The following is a 20,315-nucleotide window of genomic DNA, read 5'->3' on the forward strand; positions in this document are numbered from 1 at the left end:
GGATCTAGCGTCGGGTTCATGACCACTGCACAGCACAAGATCGGCTCCGGTTTCGGGGCCGAGACCACCGCGGCCGAGGTCGTGGCGGGGATCGACCTGACCGGCAAGCTCGCGATCGTCACCGGCGGCTACTCCGGCATCGGCCTGGAGACGACGCGGGCGCTGACCGCGGCCGGCGCGCACGTCGTCGTCCCGGCCCGCCGCCGCGCGACGGCCGAAGAAGCGTTGCGGGGCTTCGAAAACGTCGAGGTCGACGAAGTGGACTTGAGCGACCTGGACAGCGTCCGCGCGTTCGCCGAGCGGTTCCTCGCGTCGGGCCGCGGGATCGACGTCTTCATCGGCAGTGCCGGGATCATGGCGTCGCCCGAGACGCGCGTCGGGCCGGGCTGGGAAGCGCAGTTCGCGACCAACCACCTCGGCCACTTCGCCCTGGTGAACCGGCTCTGGCCCGCGTTCACCGCCGGCGCCCGCGTGGTTTCGGTGTCCTCGCGCGGCCACCACTACGGCCCGGTCCGCTTCGACGACCTCGAATTCCGGCGGGGCTACGACAAGTGGCTCGCCTACGGCCAGGCGAAGACGGCGAACGTGCTCTTCGCCGTCCACCTCGACGCGCTGGCGCGCGACCGCGGTGTCCGCGCGTTCGCCCTGCACCCGGGCCGGATCCTGACCGACCTCGTGCGCTTTCTCGACCGTCAGGAACTGGTCGACGCGGGCATGGTGGACGCCGAAGGTCAGGTGACCGGCGGCGCGAAGACGCCGGAGCAGGGCGCCGCGACCCAGGTCTGGGCGGCGACGTCCCCGCAGCTCGACGGCCTCGGCGGTGTCTACCTCGACGACTGCGACATCGCCGGGCCCGCGCCCGCCGACGGCACCCGCACGGGCGTCAAGGACTACGCGATCGACCCGGTCCTGGCCGAGCGGCTCTGGACGGTGTCGGCCGAACTGACCGGCGTCAACGCGTTCTAGAGCTTTTCCACCTGCCGCACCAGCAGGTCGATCTCGGCCTCGGTGTTGTAGTAGTGCACCGACGCCCGGACCAGGTCCGGCAGGTCGCGCGCCGTGAAGTCGTACTGCGCCGAGGTGCGCGACGACACCGACGTGTTTATGTTCGCCTCGGCGAGCCGCGCCTTGACCTCCGCGGCCGGGGTGCCGTCGAGGCTGAACGTGACGATGCCGCACTTGCGGGCGCCGACGTCGTGCAGGCGCGCCCCGGCGTCGGCGAGGCGGCCGCGCAGCGTGGCCGCCAGGGAGGCGACGCGCTCTTCGATGGCGGGCAAGCCCCAATCGAGCGCGTAGTCGATGGCCGCGCCGAGGCCGAACACCGCCGCGAAGTCGCGTTCCCACACCTCGAAGCGCTTCGCGGTCGGGTCGACGACGTACTCGGTCGGCGACTCCCAGCTGGCCGAGTGCAGGTCGAGCATCGCGGGCTCCAGCCGTTCGCGCAGCCGCGGGTGCACGTAGAGGAACCCGGTGCCGCGCGGGCCGCGCAGGTACTTGCGGCCGGTCGTCGACAGCGCGTCGCACTTCAGGCGCGAGACGTCGAGGTCGAGCTGGCCGGCGGACTGGCACGCGTCGAGCAGGTACGGGATGCCGGCGGCTGCGGCGACTTCGCCGATCTCCTCGGCCGGGTTGACCAGCCCGCCCTGGGTGGGCACGTGGCTGACGGCGATCAGCTTGACGTCGCCGTCCACGCGCCGCTTGAGGTCTTCGACGTCGAGCTGGCCCGACTCGTCGTCGCCGACCACCTCGACGACCGCGCCGGTGCGCCGCGCGACCTGCAGGTACGCGATGGCGTTGCTGGCGTACTCGGCGCGCGAGGTGAGGATCCGGTCGCCGGTCTTGAAGGGCAGCGCGTAGAAGACCGCCTGCCACGACCGGGTCGCGTTGTCGGTGAGCGCGATGTCGCCGGGTTCGCCGCCGACGAGCCGCGCCGCCGACGCGTACACCGCGGCGAGCCGGTCGGCCGCTTCCGCGGCGGCTTCGTAGCCGCCGACCAGCGCTTCGTGGCGCAGGTAGCCGACGACGGTGTCGGTGACGACGGACGGCGGGAGCGCCGAACCGGCGTTGTTGAAGTGGACCACTTCGGCGCAGCCGGGCGTGTCACGGCGAGCGCGGTCGACGTCGAAGGTCATGTGAACTGAATACAGTAGCTCTCTTCTGTATGCAATACTGCCGTCCATGGCTCGGACCCCGTTGCGCAGCGACCTCATCGAGGAGATCACCACCCGCGTGCTGGACGGGCGGCTCGCCGCCGGCGCGCGCGTCAACGAGGTGCACCTGGCCCGAGAGCTGGGCGTCAGCCGGACGCCGCTGCGGGAGGCGCTGATCGGGCTCGCCGACCGCGGGCTGCTCGTTTCCGCGCCGGGGCGGGGGTTCCTGGTGCCGCCGTTCGACCCGGACGAGGCCCGCCGCCTCTACCCGCTGGTGGCCGAGCTGGAAGCACTCGCCCTGCGCTGGACGTCGCCGCTGGAGCTGGCCGGGCTGCCGGACGCGCTCGACGCCGTCGCCGACGAAATGGTGGCAGCGCTGGAGTCCGGCGCCGATCTGTCCGATGTGGACGAACGGTGGCACACCCTGCTGCTGTCGCGCTGCCCCAACCCGCACCTGCTGCGGCTGATCGGGCAGACCAAGCCGCTGCTGAAGCGGTACGAATCGTGCTACTTCGGCGGAGCCGGCCGCGCCGGGGAGAGCATCGGCGAGCACCGCCGGATCGCCGCCGCGCTGCGCGACGGCGACCTGCCGGCCGCGTCCGCGGTGCTCGTCCGCAACTGGGTGAAAGCGCTGGCGTACCTGGGGAAGGACGAACGATGATCATCGCGCACCTGAGCGACCTGCACCTCGACGGCGACCCGCGGGCCGAGGACCGGGTCGCCGCCGTCATGGCTTGGCTCGGCGGGCTCGCGAAGCCGATCGAGGCGATCGTGGTGACCGGCGACATCGCCGACCACGGCGCGGCATCCGAATACGCACGCGCCGCCGAACTGCTGAAGCACCCGGCGCCGGTGCTGGTGTGCCCGGGCAACCACGACGTCCGGTCCGCGTTCCGCACGGGTTTGCTGGACCTGCCCGCGTCCGACGACCCGATCGACCTCGCGCACGAGGTCGACGGCGTCCTGTTCGCGCTGTGCGACTCGACGATTCCCGGCCGCGGCGCGGGTTTCCTGGCCGACGCGACGCTGGACTGGCTCGACGAAGTGCTGTCCGGCGGCGACGGTCCCGCGTTCGTGGCGTTCCACCACCCGCCGGTCGAGGTGGGGGTGGCGCTGGTCGACGCGATCCGCCAGACCGGCGAAGACCGGCTGGCGGCGGTGCTCGGCCGGCACCCGCGCGTGAAGGCGCTGCTGGCCGGGCACGTGCACACGGGCGCGTCGACGACGTTCGCCGGGGTGCCGCTGCGCATCGCGCCCGGCGTCGTGTCGCAGTCTCTTCTGCCGGTCGAGCCCGGCGCGGACCGCGGGTGGGACGAAGGCGGCCCGCTGGACTACGAGCGGCCGCCGTCGCTGCTGCTGCACGTCCTGCACGACGACGGCCGGGTGACCAGCCACCACCGCGTGGCCGGCTGAGGCTCAGCCGGAGATCTGCGCGTCGTAGACGGTGTTGCCGCAGAAAGCGCCGCCGTAGCCGGTGACTTCGATGCTGCCGGAGACGTCGCCGCCGTCGATCGTCACCCGCAGCCGTCCCGACTTCGGGAAGAACGGGCACGCCGCGACGCTCGACGACGACGTGAAGACGTTCCCGCCGGTGGCGGCCATGTTCTCCACGGGTTCGACGGTGATCGTGTCGCCGTCGGCCTCCACGCTCGCCAGGTCGAGGTCCGCGGCGCCGGAACCGGGCAGGCACCCGGAGTTGGAGCCGAACCGGAGCGCGCCGGGCTGCGGCTGGGCGGCGGGGTTGCCGGAGACCAGGCAGACGTCGACCGGGTTGACGTCGTTCGTGGTGCCGCTCGAGGAGATCGTCTCGACGACCCGCAGGGTCGCCGACCGGCGGAACGAATGGCCCGAGACCGAGCCGGAGATCGTGACGTCGTAGGAGCCGGACGAGGTCCGGCGCGCTTCCTCGGTCTCCGAGGTTGTGGTTTCTTCCTCGGTGGTGGTTTCCGGTTCGGACGTCTCGGTCGTTTCGGTCGTCTCGGAGGTCGTGGGGGTGTCCGTCGTCGGCTCGGTCGTGGTCGTCGGCGTGTCCGTCGCCGAAACCGGGCTCGCGACCTGCTCGACGCCACCGCAGCCGGCGGTGAGCAGCAGTCCGGCGGTCAGCACGGCGACGATCTTTCGGTTGCTGATCAAGGGAAATCCTGACCTGGGCGGCGTGTCACGGCGTAGGTCGGTGGCGGCCGCGGAGACGTTACGACCGGTTTGTAACGGCTTCGCCCGCGGGCGCGACTCCCGGACGGACGCCCGGCCGGGTGTCCGTCCACAGTGGAGGATCGGATGCCGGGCGTCGTTCGCCGCGCGGGGTTCCGCGCGCTCGGGGTGGTCGCGGTCACCGCGTTGCTCGGGTTCGGCATCCACCTGAGCCGGCCGGCCGAACCGGTGCTCGCTCCCGCTGCTCCGTCGCTGACGGACGTTCCGGCTTCGGGGAGCGACCGGCAGTGGGAGCTGCGCGGCGCCCGGGTGGGTGACGACGGAACCGGGTTCTTCACCGGCGAAATCACGGTGACCAACCAGGCTTCCCGGGCGCGGACGGGATTGTTCCGGCTGACCTTGTCGGCCGGCGGGACGAAGGTGGCGGACCTGTTCGGCCAGGTGCGGACCGCGGTCGCCCCGGGCGCGACGGTGGTGGTCGAGCTGGGTCTCGGCGGCGCGTTCGTGCCGGGCCCGTACGAGGTGGAGTTCCACGAGGCGTTCGCGTAGGAAGGCGGAGCGGGTGAGCGACGAGGTCATCGGCTGGGCGGTGCGGCTGGCGGAGGGGGTGGCGCCGGACGAGGCGGAGCTGGTCCCGGAGCTGACGGTGGCGTACCTGACGGGCGGAGCGGCCCGCCGGGAACTGTTCGCCCGCGCGAACTCCGCCCCGGGCGGCTTCGACGTGACCGCGCCGATCGTGCTGTTCCCGCACGTGCTGGCGGCGGTGTCCCTGGCGGCCCCGGCGATCTGGGCCGCGCTGGGCGGCAATCTGAGCAGCGTCTCGACGTTGCTGAAGAACCTGGGCGACCTGTGGGACCGCCGCCGCGCGAAGACGGCGCCCGCGGACCCGCCGTTGCCGGAGCTGAACCGGCTGATCGACACGATAGTCGCGGAACTGACGGCGGCGGGGGTGCCGCCGATCGAGAGCGAGGTCCTGACGTTCCGCATAGTCCGGGCACTGATCGAGGACGGCGCGGGAACGCGGGCGTTCTTGGCGGCGGCGCCGGTGGAGGAGCGGAAGCGGTGACGTCCGGACCGGGGTTTCCGGCCTACGCCCGCCGGCCCGGGCCGGGAGCGCCCGGAACGACGTGGGTGCGTGGCGGGTTCTCGCCCGCACCGCCCTGGCTGCTCTTCTGGTTCCTCACCGCGGTCGGCTGGACCGCGCCCCGCCAGTTCCCCTTCTGGCGGGACACCCTCCTGGACCTCCTCGGCACCACGCCGAACCCCGCCACGACCGTCCCGGGCAGCGATCTCCTCCGCGTCGCCGGGCTGGTCGATCTCGTGTCCGCCTTCGTGCTTCTCTCCGCCGTCGCAACCGTTGCCGGGGCCGGCGTCCGCGGGCGGCTCGTCGAACGCCGGTACCGGCTGGGCGAGCCCCGTACTCCCACCGTCGCCGCCATCGCCGGGTACGCGAAAGCGCAGCTGCCCGCCGTCGAGGTGCGGGCGAACCTCCGGCGCACCGATCTGCTCGCCTTCGCCTACCTCCGCCGGCCGCGCCGGCCGCGGCTCGCCGTCTTCGGGCCGCTCGTCGTGCTCTGGCGGCGGGACCGCGCGGCCGCCGAAGCCGTCGTGCGGCACGAACTCGCGCACTGCCGGCAGGGCGACACCCTCCTCGCCGGCGCCACCAGTCCGTTGGCCTTCGTCGTCCGGCACTGGTTCGGCTTGTTCGTCTGGACGGCCGTGGTCCCCGTCGGCGCGGTGTGGTTCGCCGCTGTCTTCGACGGAGGCGGGTACGCCGGCCGCGAAATCGCCACCGGGCTCGGCCTGATGCTGCTGACCGCGCTCGGCTCGTCGCTGGCCGCCGTGACGCTGCCGGTCGCCGGCTCGTGGAGCGCCGAGTTCGCCGCCGACCACGTCGCCGGCGCGGCGGCGGCCACCCGCCTCGGCGCACCGAAGACCCACCGCATGACGGCGCGGCTCACCCACCCGCCGATGGCCCTGCGCCGTCGCCTGCTCGCCGCGGGCCCGCGCGCCACGGCCGTGGCGGCGATCGCGTGCTACCCGCTGGGCTGGCTGGTCCAGCTCGGCTGGCTGCTGCTCGCCGCGAACGCCGCGTGGCTGCAGCTCGGCGAGTCCGGCACCCCGCGGGCGATCGGGCTGTGGGCGACGGCGGGCTGGCCGGTCTGGACGGCGGCCGCCGCGTTCCTCGCCGCTTGGCCGCTGCTGCGCCGCCCGTGGGCGCGCGTGGTCAGCGGTTGATCGCCGCGGGCCTGACCCGCCTGATCAGCCGCCGAACACCGGTAACGTGATCTTCGACTGCCGCTCCGCGTCGTGGAACACCTCGAACCGGTTCGGCTTCCCCTTCACCGCCGACGTCACCGGCTCGTCCGTCCCGTGGTTGCGCGCGAACCGCGGGAACGCCCCGCCCGCCACCTGCACCCGCAACCGGTGGCCGCGGCGGAAGCGGTACGCCGTCGGGTCGAGCGTCACCTCCGCCGTCACCACCCCGTCTTCGCCGGCCTCCGGGAAACCGGGCCGCAGCCGCAGGATCCCGTCCGTCACGTTGCGGGACACGCCGTTCGTGTCGACGTCGCACAGCCGCACGTACACGTCGGCGTGCGGCAGCTCCGTGCGCACGTGCACCGTCGCCGTCACCTCACCGATGACGTCCAGCTCCGCCGGCAGCGGCTCGCCGGTGAACACCAGCACGTCCGGCCGGGCTTCGACCTCCTGGTTGTCGCGCTGCTTCCACTCGCCGGTCAGCAGCGGACCGCCGACCGCCGGCGTCGGGTCCGCCGGGTCGTAGGTGAACGTCGTCGGCCGCGCCTCGCCGGCGACCGTCTCGCCGAGCCCGCCGATCGGCCGCAGGTGCGACGCGGTCGCCGTCGACGGCGGCGGCCACGACTCGAAGTCCAGCCACGTGCCCGCGCCCTGCAGGAACAACCGGACCGGCGAACGCTGCAGCTGCGTCCGGTCGCCGAGCAGGTGCGCGCGCAGGAACCCGAGCTGGTCCCGGATCATCGGGCCCATGCTCCCCGGCTCGCCGTGCGCCCACGGCCCGATCGTCAGCCGCGGCGCCTTGCCCGCCTCGGCGAGGGTCCGGAAGTCGCGCAGCTGCGAGCCGATGAACAGGTCGTACCAGCCGGTCACCATCGACACCGGGACGTTGAGCTTCGCGACTTCGGCGCTGTGGTCGGACATCGCCCAGTAGTCGTCGTCGGGGACGAAGTGCTCGGTGATGTCCTGGAGGAACCGCACCGGCTTCCCGATCGCGGCGACGTCGGCGCGGCTCAGCGGCAGGAACGACATCGCCTTGCGCGTCTTGCGCTTCTGCAGCGGGTTGGGCAGCGCGGCGAAACGCTCTTCCTGACGGCCGATCATCGCCGACCACGACACCATGTTGTCCGCCGCGAGCACGCCGCCCGGGTAGAACGTCGAGACGAACTCCGACGCCGTCACGCCGAGGCACATCGCCTTCAGCGGCGGGTCGAGGTACGGCCCGACCGCCCACTGCGTGTGCCCGAGGTAGCTGGCGCCCGCCATGGCGATGTCGCCGTCGCACCACGGCTGCGCGCGCAGCCATTCGGCGGTCGCGACGCCGTCCTCGCGCTCGAGGTGGAACGGCCGGAACTCGCCGCCGGAGCCGAACGAGCCGCGCGTGCTCTGGATGACCGTCTGCAGGCCGTGCCGGGCGAACGTGTCGCCGAAGAGCTTCGACAGGATGCCCTTGCGCCCGTACGGCGTGCGGATCAGCACCACCGGTGCCGACGTCGTGCCGGGCGGCGCGTACCGGTCGGCGAGCAGCGTGACGCCGTCGGGCATCGGCACGGTCAGGTCGCGCGTCACGACCGGCTTCGGTCCTTCGGCCTGGGGGAGTCCGAGCAGCTTGTCGACAAGTCGGTCCAGCACGGGCGCCCGCCTTCCGAAGTGGAGTAGATCCTTCCGGATCCGACCGTACCTCAGTTCGCCCGCGCGAGCGTTTCCGGACGCAGCAGCCTGGCCAGCTCTTCGGCGGGGAGCAGGCCCTTCTCGACGACGAGCTCGGCGACGCCCCGCCCGGTCGCGAGGGCCTCCTTGGCGATCTCCGTCGCGGCCGCGTAGCCGATGCTCGGGTTGAGCGCGGTGACCAGCCCGATCGAATTCTCGACGTAGGCGCGCAGCACGTCGACGTTCGCGGTGATCCCTTCGACGCACTTCGAGGCGAGCGTCCGGCAGGCCGCACCCAGGTGGGTGATGCTCTCCGACAGCGCGTGCAGGATGATCGGCTCGAAGGCGTTGAGCTGCAGCTGTCCGGCTTCGGCGGCCATCGTCACGGTGACGTCGTTGCCGATGACCTCGAACGCGACCTGGTTGACCACCTCGGGGATCACCGGGTTGATCTTCCCGGGCATGATCGACGACCCGGCCTGCACCGGCGGCAGGTTGATCTCGTTGAGCCCGGCGCGCGGGCCCGAGGACAGCAGCCGCAGGTCGTTGCAGCTCTTCGACAGCTTGACGGCGATCCGCTTGAGCACGCCCGAAAGGTGCACGAACGCGCCGCAGTCCTGCGTCGCCTCGACCAGGTCGGCCGCGGTGACGACGGGCAGCCCGGTGATCTCGCGCAGGTGCCGGCACGCGGCCTCGGCGTACCCCGGCGCGGCGTTGAGGCCGGTGCCGATCGCGGTCGCGCCGAGGTTGATCTCGTGCAGCAGCGCGACGGCCTCGTTCAGCCGCAGCCGGTCCTCGCCGAGCATCACGGCGTAGGTGCCGAACTCCTGGCCGAGCGTCATCGGGACCGCATCCTGCAGCTGCGTCCGGCCCATCTTCAGGACGTCGTGGAACTCGACGGCCTTGGCGGCGAACGCCTTCTCCAGCACGACCATGGCGTCGGACAGCTCGCGCACGGCGATGATCGTCGCGACGTTGACCGCGGTCGGGTACGCGTCGTTCGTCGACTGCCCGAGGTTGACGTGCTCGTTCGGGTGCACGACGTGGTAGTCGCCCTTGGCGTGCCCGAGCAGCTCGAGCGCGCGGTTGGCGATCACCTCGTTGGCGTTCATGTTGGTCGAGGTCCCGGCACCGCCCTGGATGACGTCGACGACGAACTCGCCGTGCAGCGCGCCTTCGCGGATTTCCCGGCAGGCACTCACTACGGCGTCCGCGATCTCGGGTTCCAGCAGCCCCAGCTCGGCGTTGGCGCGCGCCGCGGCTTCCTTCACCGCGGCCAGTGCCTCGACCAGGTGCGGATAGGCGGCGATCGTCGTGCCGGTGATGGGGAAGTTCTCGCGGGCGCGGGCGGTGTGCACGCCCCAGTAGGCGTCGGCGGGGACGTCCTTGTCGCCGAGCAGGTCGTGTTCGCGTCGGGTGGTCATCGCCGGCTCTCCACGAGAAGTTTTCCGGTGACGCGCAGGTTGCCCGGTCCGTCCGGGACCTCGACCCCGCACAGCTTCAGCGCGGCGGCCAGCACGGGGTACCGCGCGCGGTCACCGCCGTCCGAGATCTTGACCGCGATCGCCGTGCCGTCCGGCAAAGCGGCGACCTGGACGGCCTCGAAGCCGTCCTTCGCGATCAGCCCGGGCACCGCGCGCATGACGGCGGTGACGTCCCGGCGGCTCCCGCCGACCAGCTCCGGGTGCCGCCGGATCCCGTCGGCGACCAGGTGGTCCGGCGTCCCGGGCGCGGCCGTGGCGATCTTCGAGACGGCGGTCGCGAGGCCGCGCAACGTCGTCGCGAACAGGGGTGCGCCGCAGCCGTCGACCGCCACGCGCTCGATGCCGTGCCCGGTCAGGTCCTCGACGGTGGCGGCGATCGCGCGTTGCAGCGGGTGCGCCGGGTCGAGGTAGCCGTCGGTGCTCCAGCCGTTCAGGTCGCAGGTCGCGAGCATCGCCGCGTGCTTGCCGGAGCAGTTGTGCCCGAGCCGGCTCGGCGCCCGGCCCGCGGCGACCCAGCGGTCCCGTTCGACCGGGTCGTACGGGTGGTCGGCGGGGTTGCCGAGCGCGTCGGGGGAGCGGCCGGCGAGCACGTCCGAGACGGCGTCGAGGTGCATCGGCTCGCCGGAGTGGCTGGCCGCCGCGATGGCGAACCCGGCGGGGGACAGGCGCAGCCCGAGCCGCGCCATCGCCGTGGCCTGCAGGGGTTTGGCCGTCGACCGCGGGTACATCGCGACGTCCGGGTCGCCCGCGGCGAACAGCGTCTCGCCGTCCGGGCCGAGCACGATCGCGGCGCCGTGGTGGACGCCTTCGACCAGACCGTCGCGGACCAGCTCGACCAGGGGTTCGGTGGTCACATGCCCTCCTCGTCGAACGCGCGCATGTCGATCCGCTTGCGGGCGGCGAACCAGCCCGCGACCAGCGCGACGGCGATCGCGGGCAGCGCCAGCAGGGTGATCCGGCCGGTCTCGTCGAAGCCCATCAGCACGACGACCGCGGCGAGGAACACGAGCGTCGCGATTTCCGTGTACGGCGAGAACGGCAGCCGGAACGCGGGCCGCTCGAGCCCGTCGCGCTTGGCCTTCCGGACGAAGAGCAGGTGGCAGAGGACGATGATCGCCCAGGTGGCGAGGATGCCGATCGCGGCGAAGTTGAGCACGATGTCGAAGGCTTCCTTCGGCACCAGGTAGTTGAGCCCGACGCCCAGCACGCAGACCGACGCGGTGAGCAGGATGCCGCCGTAGGGCACCTGGTTGCGGTTCATCACGCCGGTGAACTTCGGCGCCGAACCCGCCTTGGCCATCGACCGCAGGATCCGGCCGGTCGAGTAGAGGCCGGAGTTGAGGCTCGACAGCGCCGCGGTGAGCACGACCAGGTTCATCACGCTGTCCGCCGCGGGCACGCCCAGGTGCGAGAGCACGGTGACGAACGGGCTCTGGTCCTTCGTGTAGGAGCTCCACGGCAGGAGCATCGCCAGCAGCACGACCGAGCCGACGTAGAAGACGAGGATCCGCCACATGATGGAGTTGATCGCCTTCGGCATGATCTTCTCCGGGTGCTCGGTCTCCCCGGCGGCGACGCCGACCAGCTCGACCGAGGCGTAGGCGAACACCACGCCCTGCACGATCAGCACCATCGGCAGCAGCCCGGTGGGGAAGATCCCGCCGTGGTCGGCGAGCAGCTGCGGCCCGCCTGCCGCGCCGTCGATCGGCGTCTGCGTCACGAGCAGGAAGATGCCGATCACCATGAACAGCACGAGCGCGGCGACCTTGACGATGGCGAACCAGAACTCCATCTCGCCGAACAGCTTCACCGAGACGAGGTTGAGCGTCAGGACGACAGCGAGGGCGATCAGCGCGAGCACCCACTGCGGGATCGGGGAGAAGAACGACCAGAAGTGCGCGTAGAGCGCGATGGCCGTGATGTCGGCGATGCCGGTGGTCGACCAGTTGAGGAAGTGCATCCACCCGGCGACGTACGCGCCTTTTTCGCCCATGAACTCGCGGGCGTAGGAGACGAAGGCACCGCTGGAGGGCCGGTAGAGGATGAGCTCGCCGAGCGCGCGGACGACGAAGAAGGCGAAGAGCCCGCAGACGGCGTAGACGATGGCGAGCGCGGGCCCGGCCTGGGCGAGCCGCCCGCCGGCGCCGAGGAAGAGCCCGGTGCCGATCGCGCCGCCGATGGCGATCATGTTCACGTGCCGGGGCTTGAGGGCCTTGTTGTAGCCGGCGTCGCCCGCGTCCGCGGGGGCCGTGAGGGTCTGCTCGGTCACTGGTCCCCGTTCACGATGCTGGTGAGAGTGGCTTCGACGTGCGTGAGGTGCGCGGTCATGGCGTCGACGGCTGCTGCTTCTTCGCCGCTCGCGATGGCCGTGACGATTTCGCGGTGCTCGATGTTCGACTGCCGCCGCCGGTCGCCGAGCTGGTTGAGGAAGGCGGACTGGCGGGCCAGCGCGTCCCGGATCTCTTCGATCACCTTCCCGAAGACGGGGTTGCCCGAGGCCTGGGCGATGGTGATGTGGAAGAGCGAGTCGAGCGCGACCCAGGCGGTGTTGTCGGTCTCGGCGTCCATCCGGTCGAGGAGGTGGCCGAGCAGGTCGAGGTCGTCCTGGCTGCGTCTCGTGGCGGCGTAGCCGGCGACGGGGATCTCGACGTGCCGGCGGACCTCGATGAGGTCGCGGGCGGAGTAGGGCCCGAAGGTGGGGTTGTCGGCGGGGCCGGTCGCGGTGACGAAGGTGCCCTTGCCGGTCTTGGACTCGGTCATCCCGAGGGCCTGCAGACCGCGGAGGGCTTCCCGGACAACCGAGCGGCTGACCTCGAACTCCCTGCTGAGGGCCGCTTCGGAGGGCAGCTTGGCGCCGACGGGGTAGTCACCGCGCTCGATGAGCTGCCGCAGGTGCGCCAGGACGGCTTCCATGGCGCTGACCCGCCGGGGACCACCTTGTCCGGCTGTCTGGCTGTCAGACAGGTTCATGGGAGGGATGCTCGGCGCCGGGGGACGGGGTGTCAACGCGAGCGGCGGCGGCTGTGGCTCACCTCACCGGCGTTTGGCTTCGTGACGCGCACCCGGCCGCCGCCGGCCTCGGTTTGGCGGCGACTCGGCTTGCCCCGCCGTTCGCCGGCTCGTCTCACCGGACGTCATGAAAGGGTCGTTCATGTCACCAGACGACATGAAAGGGTCGTTCATGTCGTCGGCCGGCCCGTGCCCCAGCCGCCGCCACCCCGCCGCCCCCGGGCCCAGCCGCCGTCCCGCGCCCCCGGCCACAAGCCCCACCCGAACCGATCCCCAAGACCGGCCCACCCCCTCAACCGGCGCCCCGCGTGACCGCCCGGCAGCACCGCGTGCCCGTGATCACCACCGCCCGAAAAGGGGGGCGTGTCCCACCGGCGGAACACCTCCCCCGAGGAGCAGAATCGACCCTGCGAGCACGTGTCGGAGCCGAGAGCGCCACGGGTTAGGGTGAGGGACCCGGGCGCGCAGGTCCGACCAACCAAGGGGAGGTTTTCGCTGGTGTCGAACGATTCTTTCGTCCACCTGCACGTCCACACCGAGTACTCGATGCTCGACGGTGCGGCGAAGATCGCTCCCCTCTTCGCGGAAGCGGCGCGCCTCGGCATGCCCGCGGTCGGCATGACCGACCACGGCAACATGTACGGCGGCGACGAGTTCTACCAGCAGTCCAAGAAGGCCGGCCTCAAGCCGATCATCGGCATCGAGGCCTACATCGCGCCGGAGAGCCGGTTCCACAAGAAGCCCGTCTTCTGGGGACAGTCGAACCAGCGCGGCTCCGACGAGCTGGGCGAGGGCGGCGACGTCTCGGGCGCCGGCGCGTACACCCACATGACGATGCTCGCGCAGAACGCCACCGGCCTGCGGAACCTCTTCAAGCTGTCCTCGCTGGCCAGCATGCAGGGCTACTACCGCAAGCCGCGAATGGACCGCGAGCTGATCTCCGAGAACCACTCCGGCATCATCGCCACCACCGGCTGCCCGTCCGGTGAGGTGCAAACCCGGCTGCGGCTGGGCCAGAAGGAAGCGGCGATCCAGGCCGCGTCCGACTACAAGGACATCTTCGGCGCCGGCAACTTCTTCCTCGAGCTGATGGACCACGGCCTGCCGATCGAGCGGTCGGTCCGCGAAGGTCTCCTCGAGATCGGCCGGCTGCTCGACCTCAGGCCCCTCGCGACGAACGACTCGCACTACGTCACCAAGGACCAGGCCGACACGCACTCCGCCCTGCTGTGCGTCCAGGCAGGCAAGACCCTCAACGACCCGACCCGGTTCAAGTTCGACGGCGACGGCTACTACCTCAAGTCCGCCGCCGAGATGCGCGAGTACTGGGACAAGGAAGTCCCGGGCGCGGCGGACACCACGCTGATGATCGCCGAGCGCATCGAGTCCTACGAAGACGTCTACGCGCACAAGGACCGGCTGCCGTTCTTCGAGGTGCCGGAAGGCTACGACCAGGGCGGCTGGCTGCGCGAAGAGGTCGCGAAGGGCCTGAAGTGGCGCTTCCCGGACGGCCCGCCCGAGGGCTACGACGAGCGCATCGAGAAGGAGCTCGACGTCATCATCGGGAAGGGCTTCCCGGCCTACTTCCTGATCGTCGCCGACCTCATCAGCTACGCCCGCCGCGTCGGCATCCGGGTCGGCCCGGGCCGTGGTTCGGCGGCCGGCTCGCTCGTCGCGTACGTCCTCGGTATCACCAACCTGGACCCGATCCCGCAGAAGCTGCTGTTCGAGCGGTTCCTGAACCCCGAGCGCGTCTCGATGCCCGATATCGACATCGACTTCGACGACCGCCGGCGCGGCGAGATGATCCGGTACGCGACCGACAAGTACGGCTCGGACAAGGTCGCCCAGGTCATCACGTTCGGCACCATTAAGACGAAGGCGGCGATCAAGGACTCCGCGCGCGTCCACTTCGGCCAGCCCGGGTACGCGATCGCGGACAAGATCTCCAAGGCGCTGCCGCCGCCGATCATGGCGAAGGACATCCCGCTTTCGGGCATCGTCGACAACAAGCACGAGCGCTACGGCGAGGCCGCCGAGGTCCGCGCGCTCGTCGAGACCGACGACGAGTGCAAGACGATCTTCGAGACCGCCCGCGGCCTCGAGGGCCTGATCCGCAACGCGGGCGTGCACGCCTGCGCGGTCATCATGTCGTGCGACCCGCTGACCGACGCGATCCCGCTCTGGCAGCGTGACGACGGCTCGATCATCACCGGCTGGGACTACCCGTCGTGCGAGGCCATCGGCCTGCTCAAGATGGACTTCCTGGGCCTGCGGAACCTCACGGTCATCGGTGACGCGATCGACAACATCAAAGCCAACCGCGGGATCGACATCGACCTCGACACCCTGGGCGTCGAGGACCCGGAGACCTACAAGCTGCTCGCCCGCGGCGACACGCTCGGCGTGTTCCAGCTGGACGGCGGGCCCATGCGCGACCTGCTCCGCCGCATGGAGCCCACGGTCTTCGACGACATCGTCGCGGTCGGCGCGCTCTACCGCCCCGGCCCGATGGGCATGAACGCGCACAACGACTACGCGGACCGGAAGAACAACCGGCAGAAGGTCAAGCCGATCCACCCGGAGCTCGACGAGCCGCTGCGGGAGATCCTGGCCGACACCTACGGCCTGATCGTGTACCAAGAGCAGATCATGCACATCGGCCAGAAGGTGGCCGGGTACACGATGGGCCGCGCGGACGTGCTCCGCCGCGCGATGGGCAAGAAGAAGAAGGAAGTCCTCGACCTCGAGTACGAGGGCTTCGAGGCCGGCATGAAGGCCAGCGACCTGCTCCCGGGCGGGTTCTCGGCCGAGGCCGTGAAGGCGCTCTGGGACACGATCCTCCCGTTCGCCGGCTACGCGTTCAACAAGAGCCACGCGGCCGCGTACGGCCTGGTCTCCTACTGGACCGCGTACCTCAAGGCGAACTTCACCGCCGAGTACATGGCCGCCCTGCTGACGTCGGTCGGCGACAACAAGGACAAGTCGGCGGTCTACCTGTCCGAGTGCCGCCGGCTCGGCATCAAGGTGCTGCCGCCGGACGTCAACGAGTCGGCCCTGCGGTTCGCGGCCGTCGGGGACGACATCCGCTTCGGGCTGGGTGCCGTCCGCAACGTCGGCGCGAACGTCGTCGAGTCGATCATCAAGACCCGCGAGGAGAAGGGCAAGTACGCCTCCTTCACCGACTTCCTCGACAAGTCCGAGCTCGTGGCCTGCAACAAGCGGGTCATCGAGTCGCTGATCAAGGCGGGCGGGTTCGACTCGCTCGGCCACACGCGGCTGTCGATGATCCAGGTCCACGAGGACGCGGTCGAAGCCGTCGTCCCGCTCAAGCGCCAGGAGGCGATGGGCCAGTTCGACCTCTTCGGCTTCGGCGGCGACGACGGCGAGGCGGCCCCGTCGTCCTCGCCGCTCGCGCACCTGAAGTTCGGCGAGGAGGAGTACCCGCGCAAGCAGCTGCTCGCCTACGAGCGCGAGATGCTCGGCCTGTACGTTTCGGCCCACCCGCTGGACGGCGCCGAGCGGATCCTGCGCAAGCACGCCCCGAAACCGATCGCCGGTATCCTCGCCGACCCGCCCAAGGAAGGCGAGATCGTCATCTCCGGGCTGATCACGTCGCTGGAGCGGCGGGTCAACAAGAAGGGCGAGCCCTGGGCGATCTGCACGGTCGAAGACATGGACGCCTCGCTCGAGGTGCTGTTCTTCCCGAAGTCGTACGCGCTCTTCGCGGGCGAGCTGATCGAGGACAACGCGGTGCTGGTCAAGGGCCGGGTCAACTGGCGCGAGGACAAGATGTCCATCTTCGGCGGCGGCCTGGCGACCCTGGACCTGTCCGAGGTCGGCACCGGCAACGGCGACGACGAGCCCCCGCTGGTCCTGCTGGCCGCGGCGGAGAAGATCGACCAGTCGGTGGTCAGCGAGCTGCGGTCCACGCTGCTCGCCCACAAGGGGGAAACCCCGGTGCACCTCAAGCTGGTCGGCCGGAACCAGACGGTCTTCGCGCTCTACGACTACCCGGTGAAGGTCAGCTCCATGCTGATCGGCGAGCTGAAGGGCATCCGGGGCATTACGGCCAGCACGTGACGAACAGGGCGGGAACCGCGGAGCACAACGCGCGCGGATCCCGCCTTTCGTGTTTGCTGAGCGGGGTATCCCCGGCCGGTGAACACGCGTGAGGTCAGCCCTTCGATGTCGTACGAACCCGATCCCCGGCGCTGGAAAGCGCTCGCCGTTTCACTGACGGCCGGGTTCATGGGCCTGCTCGACGTCAGCATCGTCAACGTCGCGCTCCCGTCGATGCAGTCCGGGCTGCACGCGACCAGCGGCGGCATCCGCTGGGTCGTCTCCGGTTACGCACTGGCGTTCGGCCTGGTCCTGGTCACCGGTGGCCGGCTCGGCGACGCGTTCGGCCGCCGGAACATGTTCCTCGGCGCCCTCGCCGCGTTCGTCATCACGAGCGCGCTGGCCGGCGCGGCCCCCAACGAGACGATGCTGGTGATCGCGCGGCTCGCCCAGGGCGTCGCGGCCGGCATGCTCACCCCGCAGAACACCGGCCTGATCCAGGACCTCTTCCGCGGCGCCGAGCGCGGCCGCGCGTTCGGGATGTTCGGCGCAGTCGTCGGGATCTCGACGGCGGTCGGCCCGATCCTCGGCGGCGCGATCCTCGCCGTCTTCGGTGCCGAGGACGGCTGGCGCTGGGTGTTCTACGTCAACGTCCCGATCGGCGTCGTCGCGTTCGTGCTGGCCCTGCGGCTGCTGCCACGCAGCGAAAAGAAGAAGGTCAAGGTCGGGGCGGAGATCGACTTCGTCGGCATCGCGCTGCTCGCGGTCGCCGTGCTCGGCGTGCTGCTGCCGGTCATCGATTCCGACAGCGGCGGCTTCGCGCAGCTTTGGTGGCTGTTCCTCGTCGCCGCGGTGTTCGGGTTCGGGTTCGTGCGCTGGGAGCGTTCGGTCGTCCGGCGCGGCCGGTCGCCGCTGCTGGACACCCGGCTGTTCACCGGCACGCCGGGGTACGCGGCCGGGGCGTCGGTCGGCGCGCTCTACTTCTGCGGGTTCGCCGGGATCTGGCTGGTCTTCGCGATGTTCTTCCAGCAGGGCCTCGGCTACACGCCGCTGCAGTCGGGCCTGTCGGTGACGCCGTTCGCGCTGGGCTCGGCGGTGTCCGCGGCCGTCGCCGGGCGGCTCGTGCCGACGTACGGAAGGCGCCTGACCGTCACGGGCCTGGCCATGGTCGCGCTGGGCCTGCTCGCGGTGGCGCTGCTCGCCGAGTTCGTCCCGCCGTCGGCGTCCGGGTGGGCGTTCGCGCTGCCGCTGCTGTTCGCGGGGGTCGGCGGCGGCATGGTGATCTCGCCGAACACGACGTTGACGCTCGAGTGCGTGCCGGTCCGGATGGCGGGCGTCGCCGGCGGCGCGCTGCAGACCGGGCAGCGGATCGGCACGGCCATCGGCACCGCCGTGCTCGCGTCGGTGTTCGGCACGGTCGTCGGCTCCGCGAAGGACTACCCGCTCGCTCTCACCATCGCGTTGTGCTGCGCGGCGGGCCTGACGTGCACCGCGCTGGCCCTCGCGATCGCCGAACTCCGGGCGCGGCGCCACCGTGCGCAGACTTCCGAGCACGAAACCGAGGACCGGCGGGCCGAGACGTCCGCCGCGGACGTCCAGCGGGGCTGAGACACTACTGTCCGCAGATTCGCGATGCTCCAAACGAGTGACGAGCACGGAAAGACACTGGTGCTACGCAGAGCAACCGGGTAGATCTTATGGAGCCTTCACTGCGCGGCTTCGGCTACCGACAGTGGCAATCGGTCGGCCACCCGGGGATGGGGTGACCGGCCCGAGCGATCGAGGCGTCCGGAGTTCGAGGGAATGGACACACTCGGTCACCTTCCGTCCAGTGAGTGTCGGCGTCCGCGGGGGACCGTCCGGCAGTCGCGGAAGGGATGCCCATCGGCAGCCGCCGGCGCGTGACGGCAGCGGGCGGGCCCGGGTGAGGGGGAACCGGGCCCGCCCGTTCTTCGTGTCGTGCTTCCACCCCGCTCGTGATCATGTTGGGATGACCGCGTCCGACAGGCACGACACCGGGAGCTCCGATGACCCAGCAGCCGTCGCGGCCGGAGAGCCGGCTCCGGGTGTGGTACCGGCCGATGCGCTCGCGCGACAGCGGTGAGCACCACCGCGTCGCGACCCCGCTGGAACTGCTGTTCGACCTCTGTTTCGTCGTCGCCGTCGGCCAGGCCGGGGCTTCGCTGCACCACGCGCTCGCCGAGGGCCACGCCGCCCACGGCGTCTCGTCCTTCGCGATGGTCTTCTTCGCGATCTGGTGGGGCTGGCTGAACTTCAGCTGGTTCGCCTCGGCGTTCGACACCGACGACGTCCCGTACCGGCTGGCCACGCTCGTGCAGATCGCCGGCGGGCTGACCGTCGCGGCGGCGGTGTCGAGCGCGTTCGAAGGCGACTTCCGGCTGATGGTCGTCGGGTACGTCCTGATGCGGCTCGCGCTGGTGTTCCAGTGGCTGCGGGCGGCGCGGTCGGATCCCGGCTGCCGGCCCGCCGCGCTGCGGTACGCCGCCGGCATCGCGGTCATCCAGGTGCTGTGGGTTTCCTACCTGTGGCTGCCGCACGGCGTGCGGGTGGCGGCCTTCGTGGTGTTCGCCGTCCTGGAGATGGGGGTGCCGGTGTGGGCGGAGCGCCGCCAAGGCACCACGTGGCACCCGCACCACATCGCCGAGCGGTACGGCCTGTTCACCCTGATCGTCCTCGGCGAGGTGATCCTCGGCGCGACGAACGCGATCAAGGAGGGCGCCGCCGGACCGGGGCACACCGGCGCGCTGGTCTCGCTGGCCGCGGCCGGGCTGGTGCTCGTGTTCTCCATGTGGTGGCTGTACTTCGACCGCCCGGGCCACGCGCGGCTCGTCCGCCGCCCGACGATGTTCACGTCGATGAGCTGGGGCTACGGGCACTACTTCATCTTCGCGTCCATCGCGGCCGTCGGAGCGGGGCTCGAGGTGGCGGTCGCGTACGACACGGGGACCCTGCACCTGGGCGGGGTGGCTGCCGCGCTGCCGACCACGATCCCGGTCGCGGTCTTCCTGCTGAGCGTGTGGCTGCTGCACATCGGGCCGACCAACGAGTGCCGTCCGATCGCCATCGGCTTCCCGGTGACGGCGGTGCTCGTCCTGGCGGCGTCGTTCACGCCGGCGCCGATCCACGTCGCCGCGGTGCTGACGGCCGCGCTCGTCGCGCTGACGGTCGTCGCGACCCACGGCGAGCCCCAGACGGTGTGAGCGCCGATCGGTGCAGGTCAGCGGCCTGGCGCGGTTAAAGGGACCCCCCTGTGCAAGGGGGTTTCGGGGGCATGTAAAGTTCTCCAAGTCGCCAGGGAAACCGGGTGGCCGCCGGGAACACGAACCAAGCTCCCACGATCGTGGTAGAGTGGGTGGTCCCGAACCAGGGTGGTATCCCTGGAACAAAGCTTGAAACAAAAGCCGAAGACCAAGGCGCTTCGCGGCGCGGCGGTCCGAAGTGTGTTGCTTGAGAACTCAACAGTGTGCTAGTGAACTAAGCCAGTAGAGCTTATGTATTGAACCTCGTATGAGGTTCCTTTGAGAGCATTAAA

General features: G+C 70.9%; 16 protein-coding genes. 9 read left to right on the forward strand and 7 right to left on the reverse strand.

The annotated features are described in order from the left end of the window. Positions 1-18: 18 nt before the first annotated feature. Entirely contained in the window at positions 19-966 is a 948-nt protein-coding gene (locus tag ACIQWX_RS50105) for an SDR family NAD(P)-dependent oxidoreductase (RefSeq protein WP_400887275.1), read from the forward strand. Here ACIQWX_RS50105 and ACIQWX_RS50110 read toward each other — a convergent pair. After that, on the reverse strand, positions 963-2,132 hold the full coding sequence (locus ACIQWX_RS50110; protein WP_400887277.1) for an aminotransferase class V-fold PLP-dependent enzyme: 1,170 nt from the start codon (positions 2,130-2,132) through the stop codon (positions 963-965). The two genes, ACIQWX_RS50105 and ACIQWX_RS50110, sit on opposite strands and share 4 nt — an antisense overlap. 46 nt (positions 2,133-2,178) lie before the next feature. Between ACIQWX_RS50110 and ACIQWX_RS50115 the strand changes: the two genes are divergently transcribed. Both ACIQWX_RS50115 and ACIQWX_RS50120 read left to right on the forward strand, forming a co-directional pair. Next, positions 2,179-2,811: a GntR family transcriptional regulator gene (locus ACIQWX_RS50115; protein ID WP_400887280.1), complete on the forward strand. Its 633-nt coding sequence runs from the start codon at positions 2,179-2,181 to the stop codon at positions 2,809-2,811. Further along, on the forward strand, positions 2,808-3,563 hold the full coding sequence (locus ACIQWX_RS50120; RefSeq protein WP_400887282.1) for a metallophosphoesterase: 756 nt from the start codon (positions 2,808-2,810) through the stop codon (positions 3,561-3,563). Before ACIQWX_RS50115 ends, ACIQWX_RS50120 begins: the two co-directional genes overlap by 4 nt. A gap of 3 nt (positions 3,564-3,566) precedes the next feature. Here ACIQWX_RS50120 and ACIQWX_RS50125 read toward each other — a convergent pair whose 3' ends face one another. Further along, the gene (locus ACIQWX_RS50125) at positions 3,567-4,283 is read right to left on the reverse strand and encodes a hypothetical protein (protein WP_400887284.1); all 717 of its coding nucleotides are present in this window, start codon (positions 4,281-4,283) and stop codon (positions 3,567-3,569) included. Between the two features lie 144 nt (positions 4,284-4,427). Between ACIQWX_RS50125 and ACIQWX_RS50130 the strand changes: the two genes are divergently transcribed. The 3 genes from ACIQWX_RS50130 to ACIQWX_RS50140 are packed head-to-tail and all read left to right on the forward strand — an operon-like array spanning position 4,428 to position 6,539. Next, positions 4,428-4,850, forward strand: a complete 423-nt coding sequence (locus ACIQWX_RS50130; protein WP_400887286.1) for a hypothetical protein — start codon at positions 4,428-4,430, stop codon at positions 4,848-4,850. 13 nt (positions 4,851-4,863) lie between these two features. Continuing rightward, positions 4,864-5,367 (forward strand): hypothetical protein, encoded by a 504-nt coding sequence (locus ACIQWX_RS50135; protein ID WP_400887288.1) that lies wholly within the window; start codon positions 4,864-4,866, stop codon positions 5,365-5,367. After that, entirely contained in the window at positions 5,364-6,539 is a 1,176-nt protein-coding gene (locus ACIQWX_RS50140) for a M48 family metalloprotease (RefSeq protein ID WP_400887289.1), read from the forward strand. The genes ACIQWX_RS50135 and ACIQWX_RS50140 overlap by 4 nt, the downstream gene beginning before the upstream one ends. Positions 6,540-6,563: 24 nt before the next feature. Here ACIQWX_RS50140 and ACIQWX_RS50145 read toward each other — a convergent pair whose 3' ends face one another. The 5 genes from ACIQWX_RS50145 to ACIQWX_RS50165 are packed head-to-tail and all read right to left on the reverse strand — an operon-like array spanning position 6,564 to position 12,604. After that, positions 6,564-8,189, reverse strand: coding sequence for a CocE/NonD family hydrolase (locus ACIQWX_RS50145; RefSeq protein WP_400887291.1), 1,626 nt, complete (start codon positions 8,187-8,189; stop codon positions 6,564-6,566). 50 nt (positions 8,190-8,239) lie between these two features. After that, positions 8,240-9,631, reverse strand: a complete 1,392-nt coding sequence (aspA, locus tag ACIQWX_RS50150; RefSeq protein WP_400887294.1) for an aspartate ammonia-lyase — start codon at positions 9,629-9,631, stop codon at positions 8,240-8,242. Further along, positions 9,628-10,545 carry an asparaginase gene (locus ACIQWX_RS50155; RefSeq protein ID WP_400887296.1) on the reverse strand — a complete coding sequence of 306 codons (918 nt, stop codon included), beginning with the start codon at positions 10,543-10,545 and terminating at the stop codon, positions 9,628-9,630. The genes aspA and ACIQWX_RS50155 overlap by 4 nt, the downstream gene beginning before the upstream one ends. Next, complete coding sequence (locus ACIQWX_RS50160) at positions 10,542-11,960, reverse strand: amino acid permease (protein ID WP_400887298.1); 1,419 nt, start codon at positions 11,958-11,960, stop codon at positions 10,542-10,544. Before ACIQWX_RS50160 ends, ACIQWX_RS50155 begins: the two co-directional genes overlap by 4 nt. Then, entirely contained in the window at positions 11,957-12,604 is a 648-nt protein-coding gene (locus ACIQWX_RS50165; protein WP_400887301.1) for a FadR/GntR family transcriptional regulator, read from the reverse strand. Before ACIQWX_RS50165 ends, ACIQWX_RS50160 begins: the two co-directional genes overlap by 4 nt. Before the next feature lie 594 nt (positions 12,605-13,198). Between ACIQWX_RS50165 and dnaE the strand changes: the two genes are divergently transcribed. The 3 genes from dnaE (at position 13,199) to ACIQWX_RS50180 (ending at position 19,983) form a co-directional block, all read left to right on the forward strand. Beyond that, positions 13,199-16,783 (forward strand): DNA polymerase III subunit alpha, encoded by a 3,585-nt coding sequence (gene dnaE, locus ACIQWX_RS50170; RefSeq protein ID WP_400887303.1) that lies wholly within the window; start codon positions 13,199-13,201, stop codon positions 16,781-16,783. Between the two features lie 105 nt (positions 16,784-16,888). Next, complete coding sequence (locus tag ACIQWX_RS50175; RefSeq protein WP_400887305.1) at positions 16,889-18,370, forward strand: MFS transporter; 1,482 nt, start codon at positions 16,889-16,891, stop codon at positions 18,368-18,370. A 419-nt stretch (positions 18,371-18,789) separates the two neighbouring features. Next, on the forward strand, positions 18,790-19,983 hold the full coding sequence (locus ACIQWX_RS50180) for a low temperature requirement protein A (protein ID WP_400887307.1): 1,194 nt from the start codon (positions 18,790-18,792) through the stop codon (positions 19,981-19,983). Positions 19,984-20,315: the final 332 nt, after the last annotated feature.

Origin of the sequence: Amycolatopsis sp. NPDC098790 (assembly GCF_044759945.1) — a bacterium.
Taxonomy (GTDB): domain Bacteria; phylum Actinomycetota; class Actinomycetes; order Mycobacteriales; family Pseudonocardiaceae; genus Amycolatopsis.

What these genes read in the sequence shown, in the direction of transcription:
- ACIQWX_RS50130 (WP_400887286.1), top strand. Translation starts at nt 4,428, where the DNA reads ATGCCGGGCGTCGTTCGCCGCGCGGGGTTCCGCGCGCTCGGGGTGGTC.
- ACIQWX_RS50165 (WP_400887301.1), bottom strand. Translation starts at nt 12,604, where the DNA reads ATGGAAGCCGTCCTGGCGCACCTGCGGCAGCTCATCGAGCGCGGTGAC.
- ACIQWX_RS50115 (WP_400887280.1), top strand. Translation starts at nt 2,179, where the DNA reads ATGGCTCGGACCCCGTTGCGCAGCGACCTCATCGAGGAGATCACCACC.
- aspA (WP_400887294.1), bottom strand. Translation starts at nt 9,631, where the DNA reads ATGACCACCCGACGCGAACACGACCTGCTCGGCGACAAGGACGTCCCC.
- ACIQWX_RS50110 (WP_400887277.1), bottom strand. Translation starts at nt 2,132, where the DNA reads ATGACCTTCGACGTCGACCGCGCTCGCCGTGACACGCCCGGCTGCGCC.
- ACIQWX_RS50180 (WP_400887307.1), top strand. Translation starts at nt 18,790, where the DNA reads ATGACCCAGCAGCCGTCGCGGCCGGAGAGCCGGCTCCGGGTGTGGTAC.
- ACIQWX_RS50175 (WP_400887305.1), top strand. Translation starts at nt 16,889, where the DNA reads ATGTCGTACGAACCCGATCCCCGGCGCTGGAAAGCGCTCGCCGTTTCA.
- ACIQWX_RS50120 (WP_400887282.1), top strand. Translation starts at nt 2,808, where the DNA reads ATGATCATCGCGCACCTGAGCGACCTGCACCTCGACGGCGACCCGCGG.
- ACIQWX_RS50105 (WP_400887275.1), top strand. Translation starts at nt 19, where the DNA reads ATGACCACTGCACAGCACAAGATCGGCTCCGGTTTCGGGGCCGAGACC.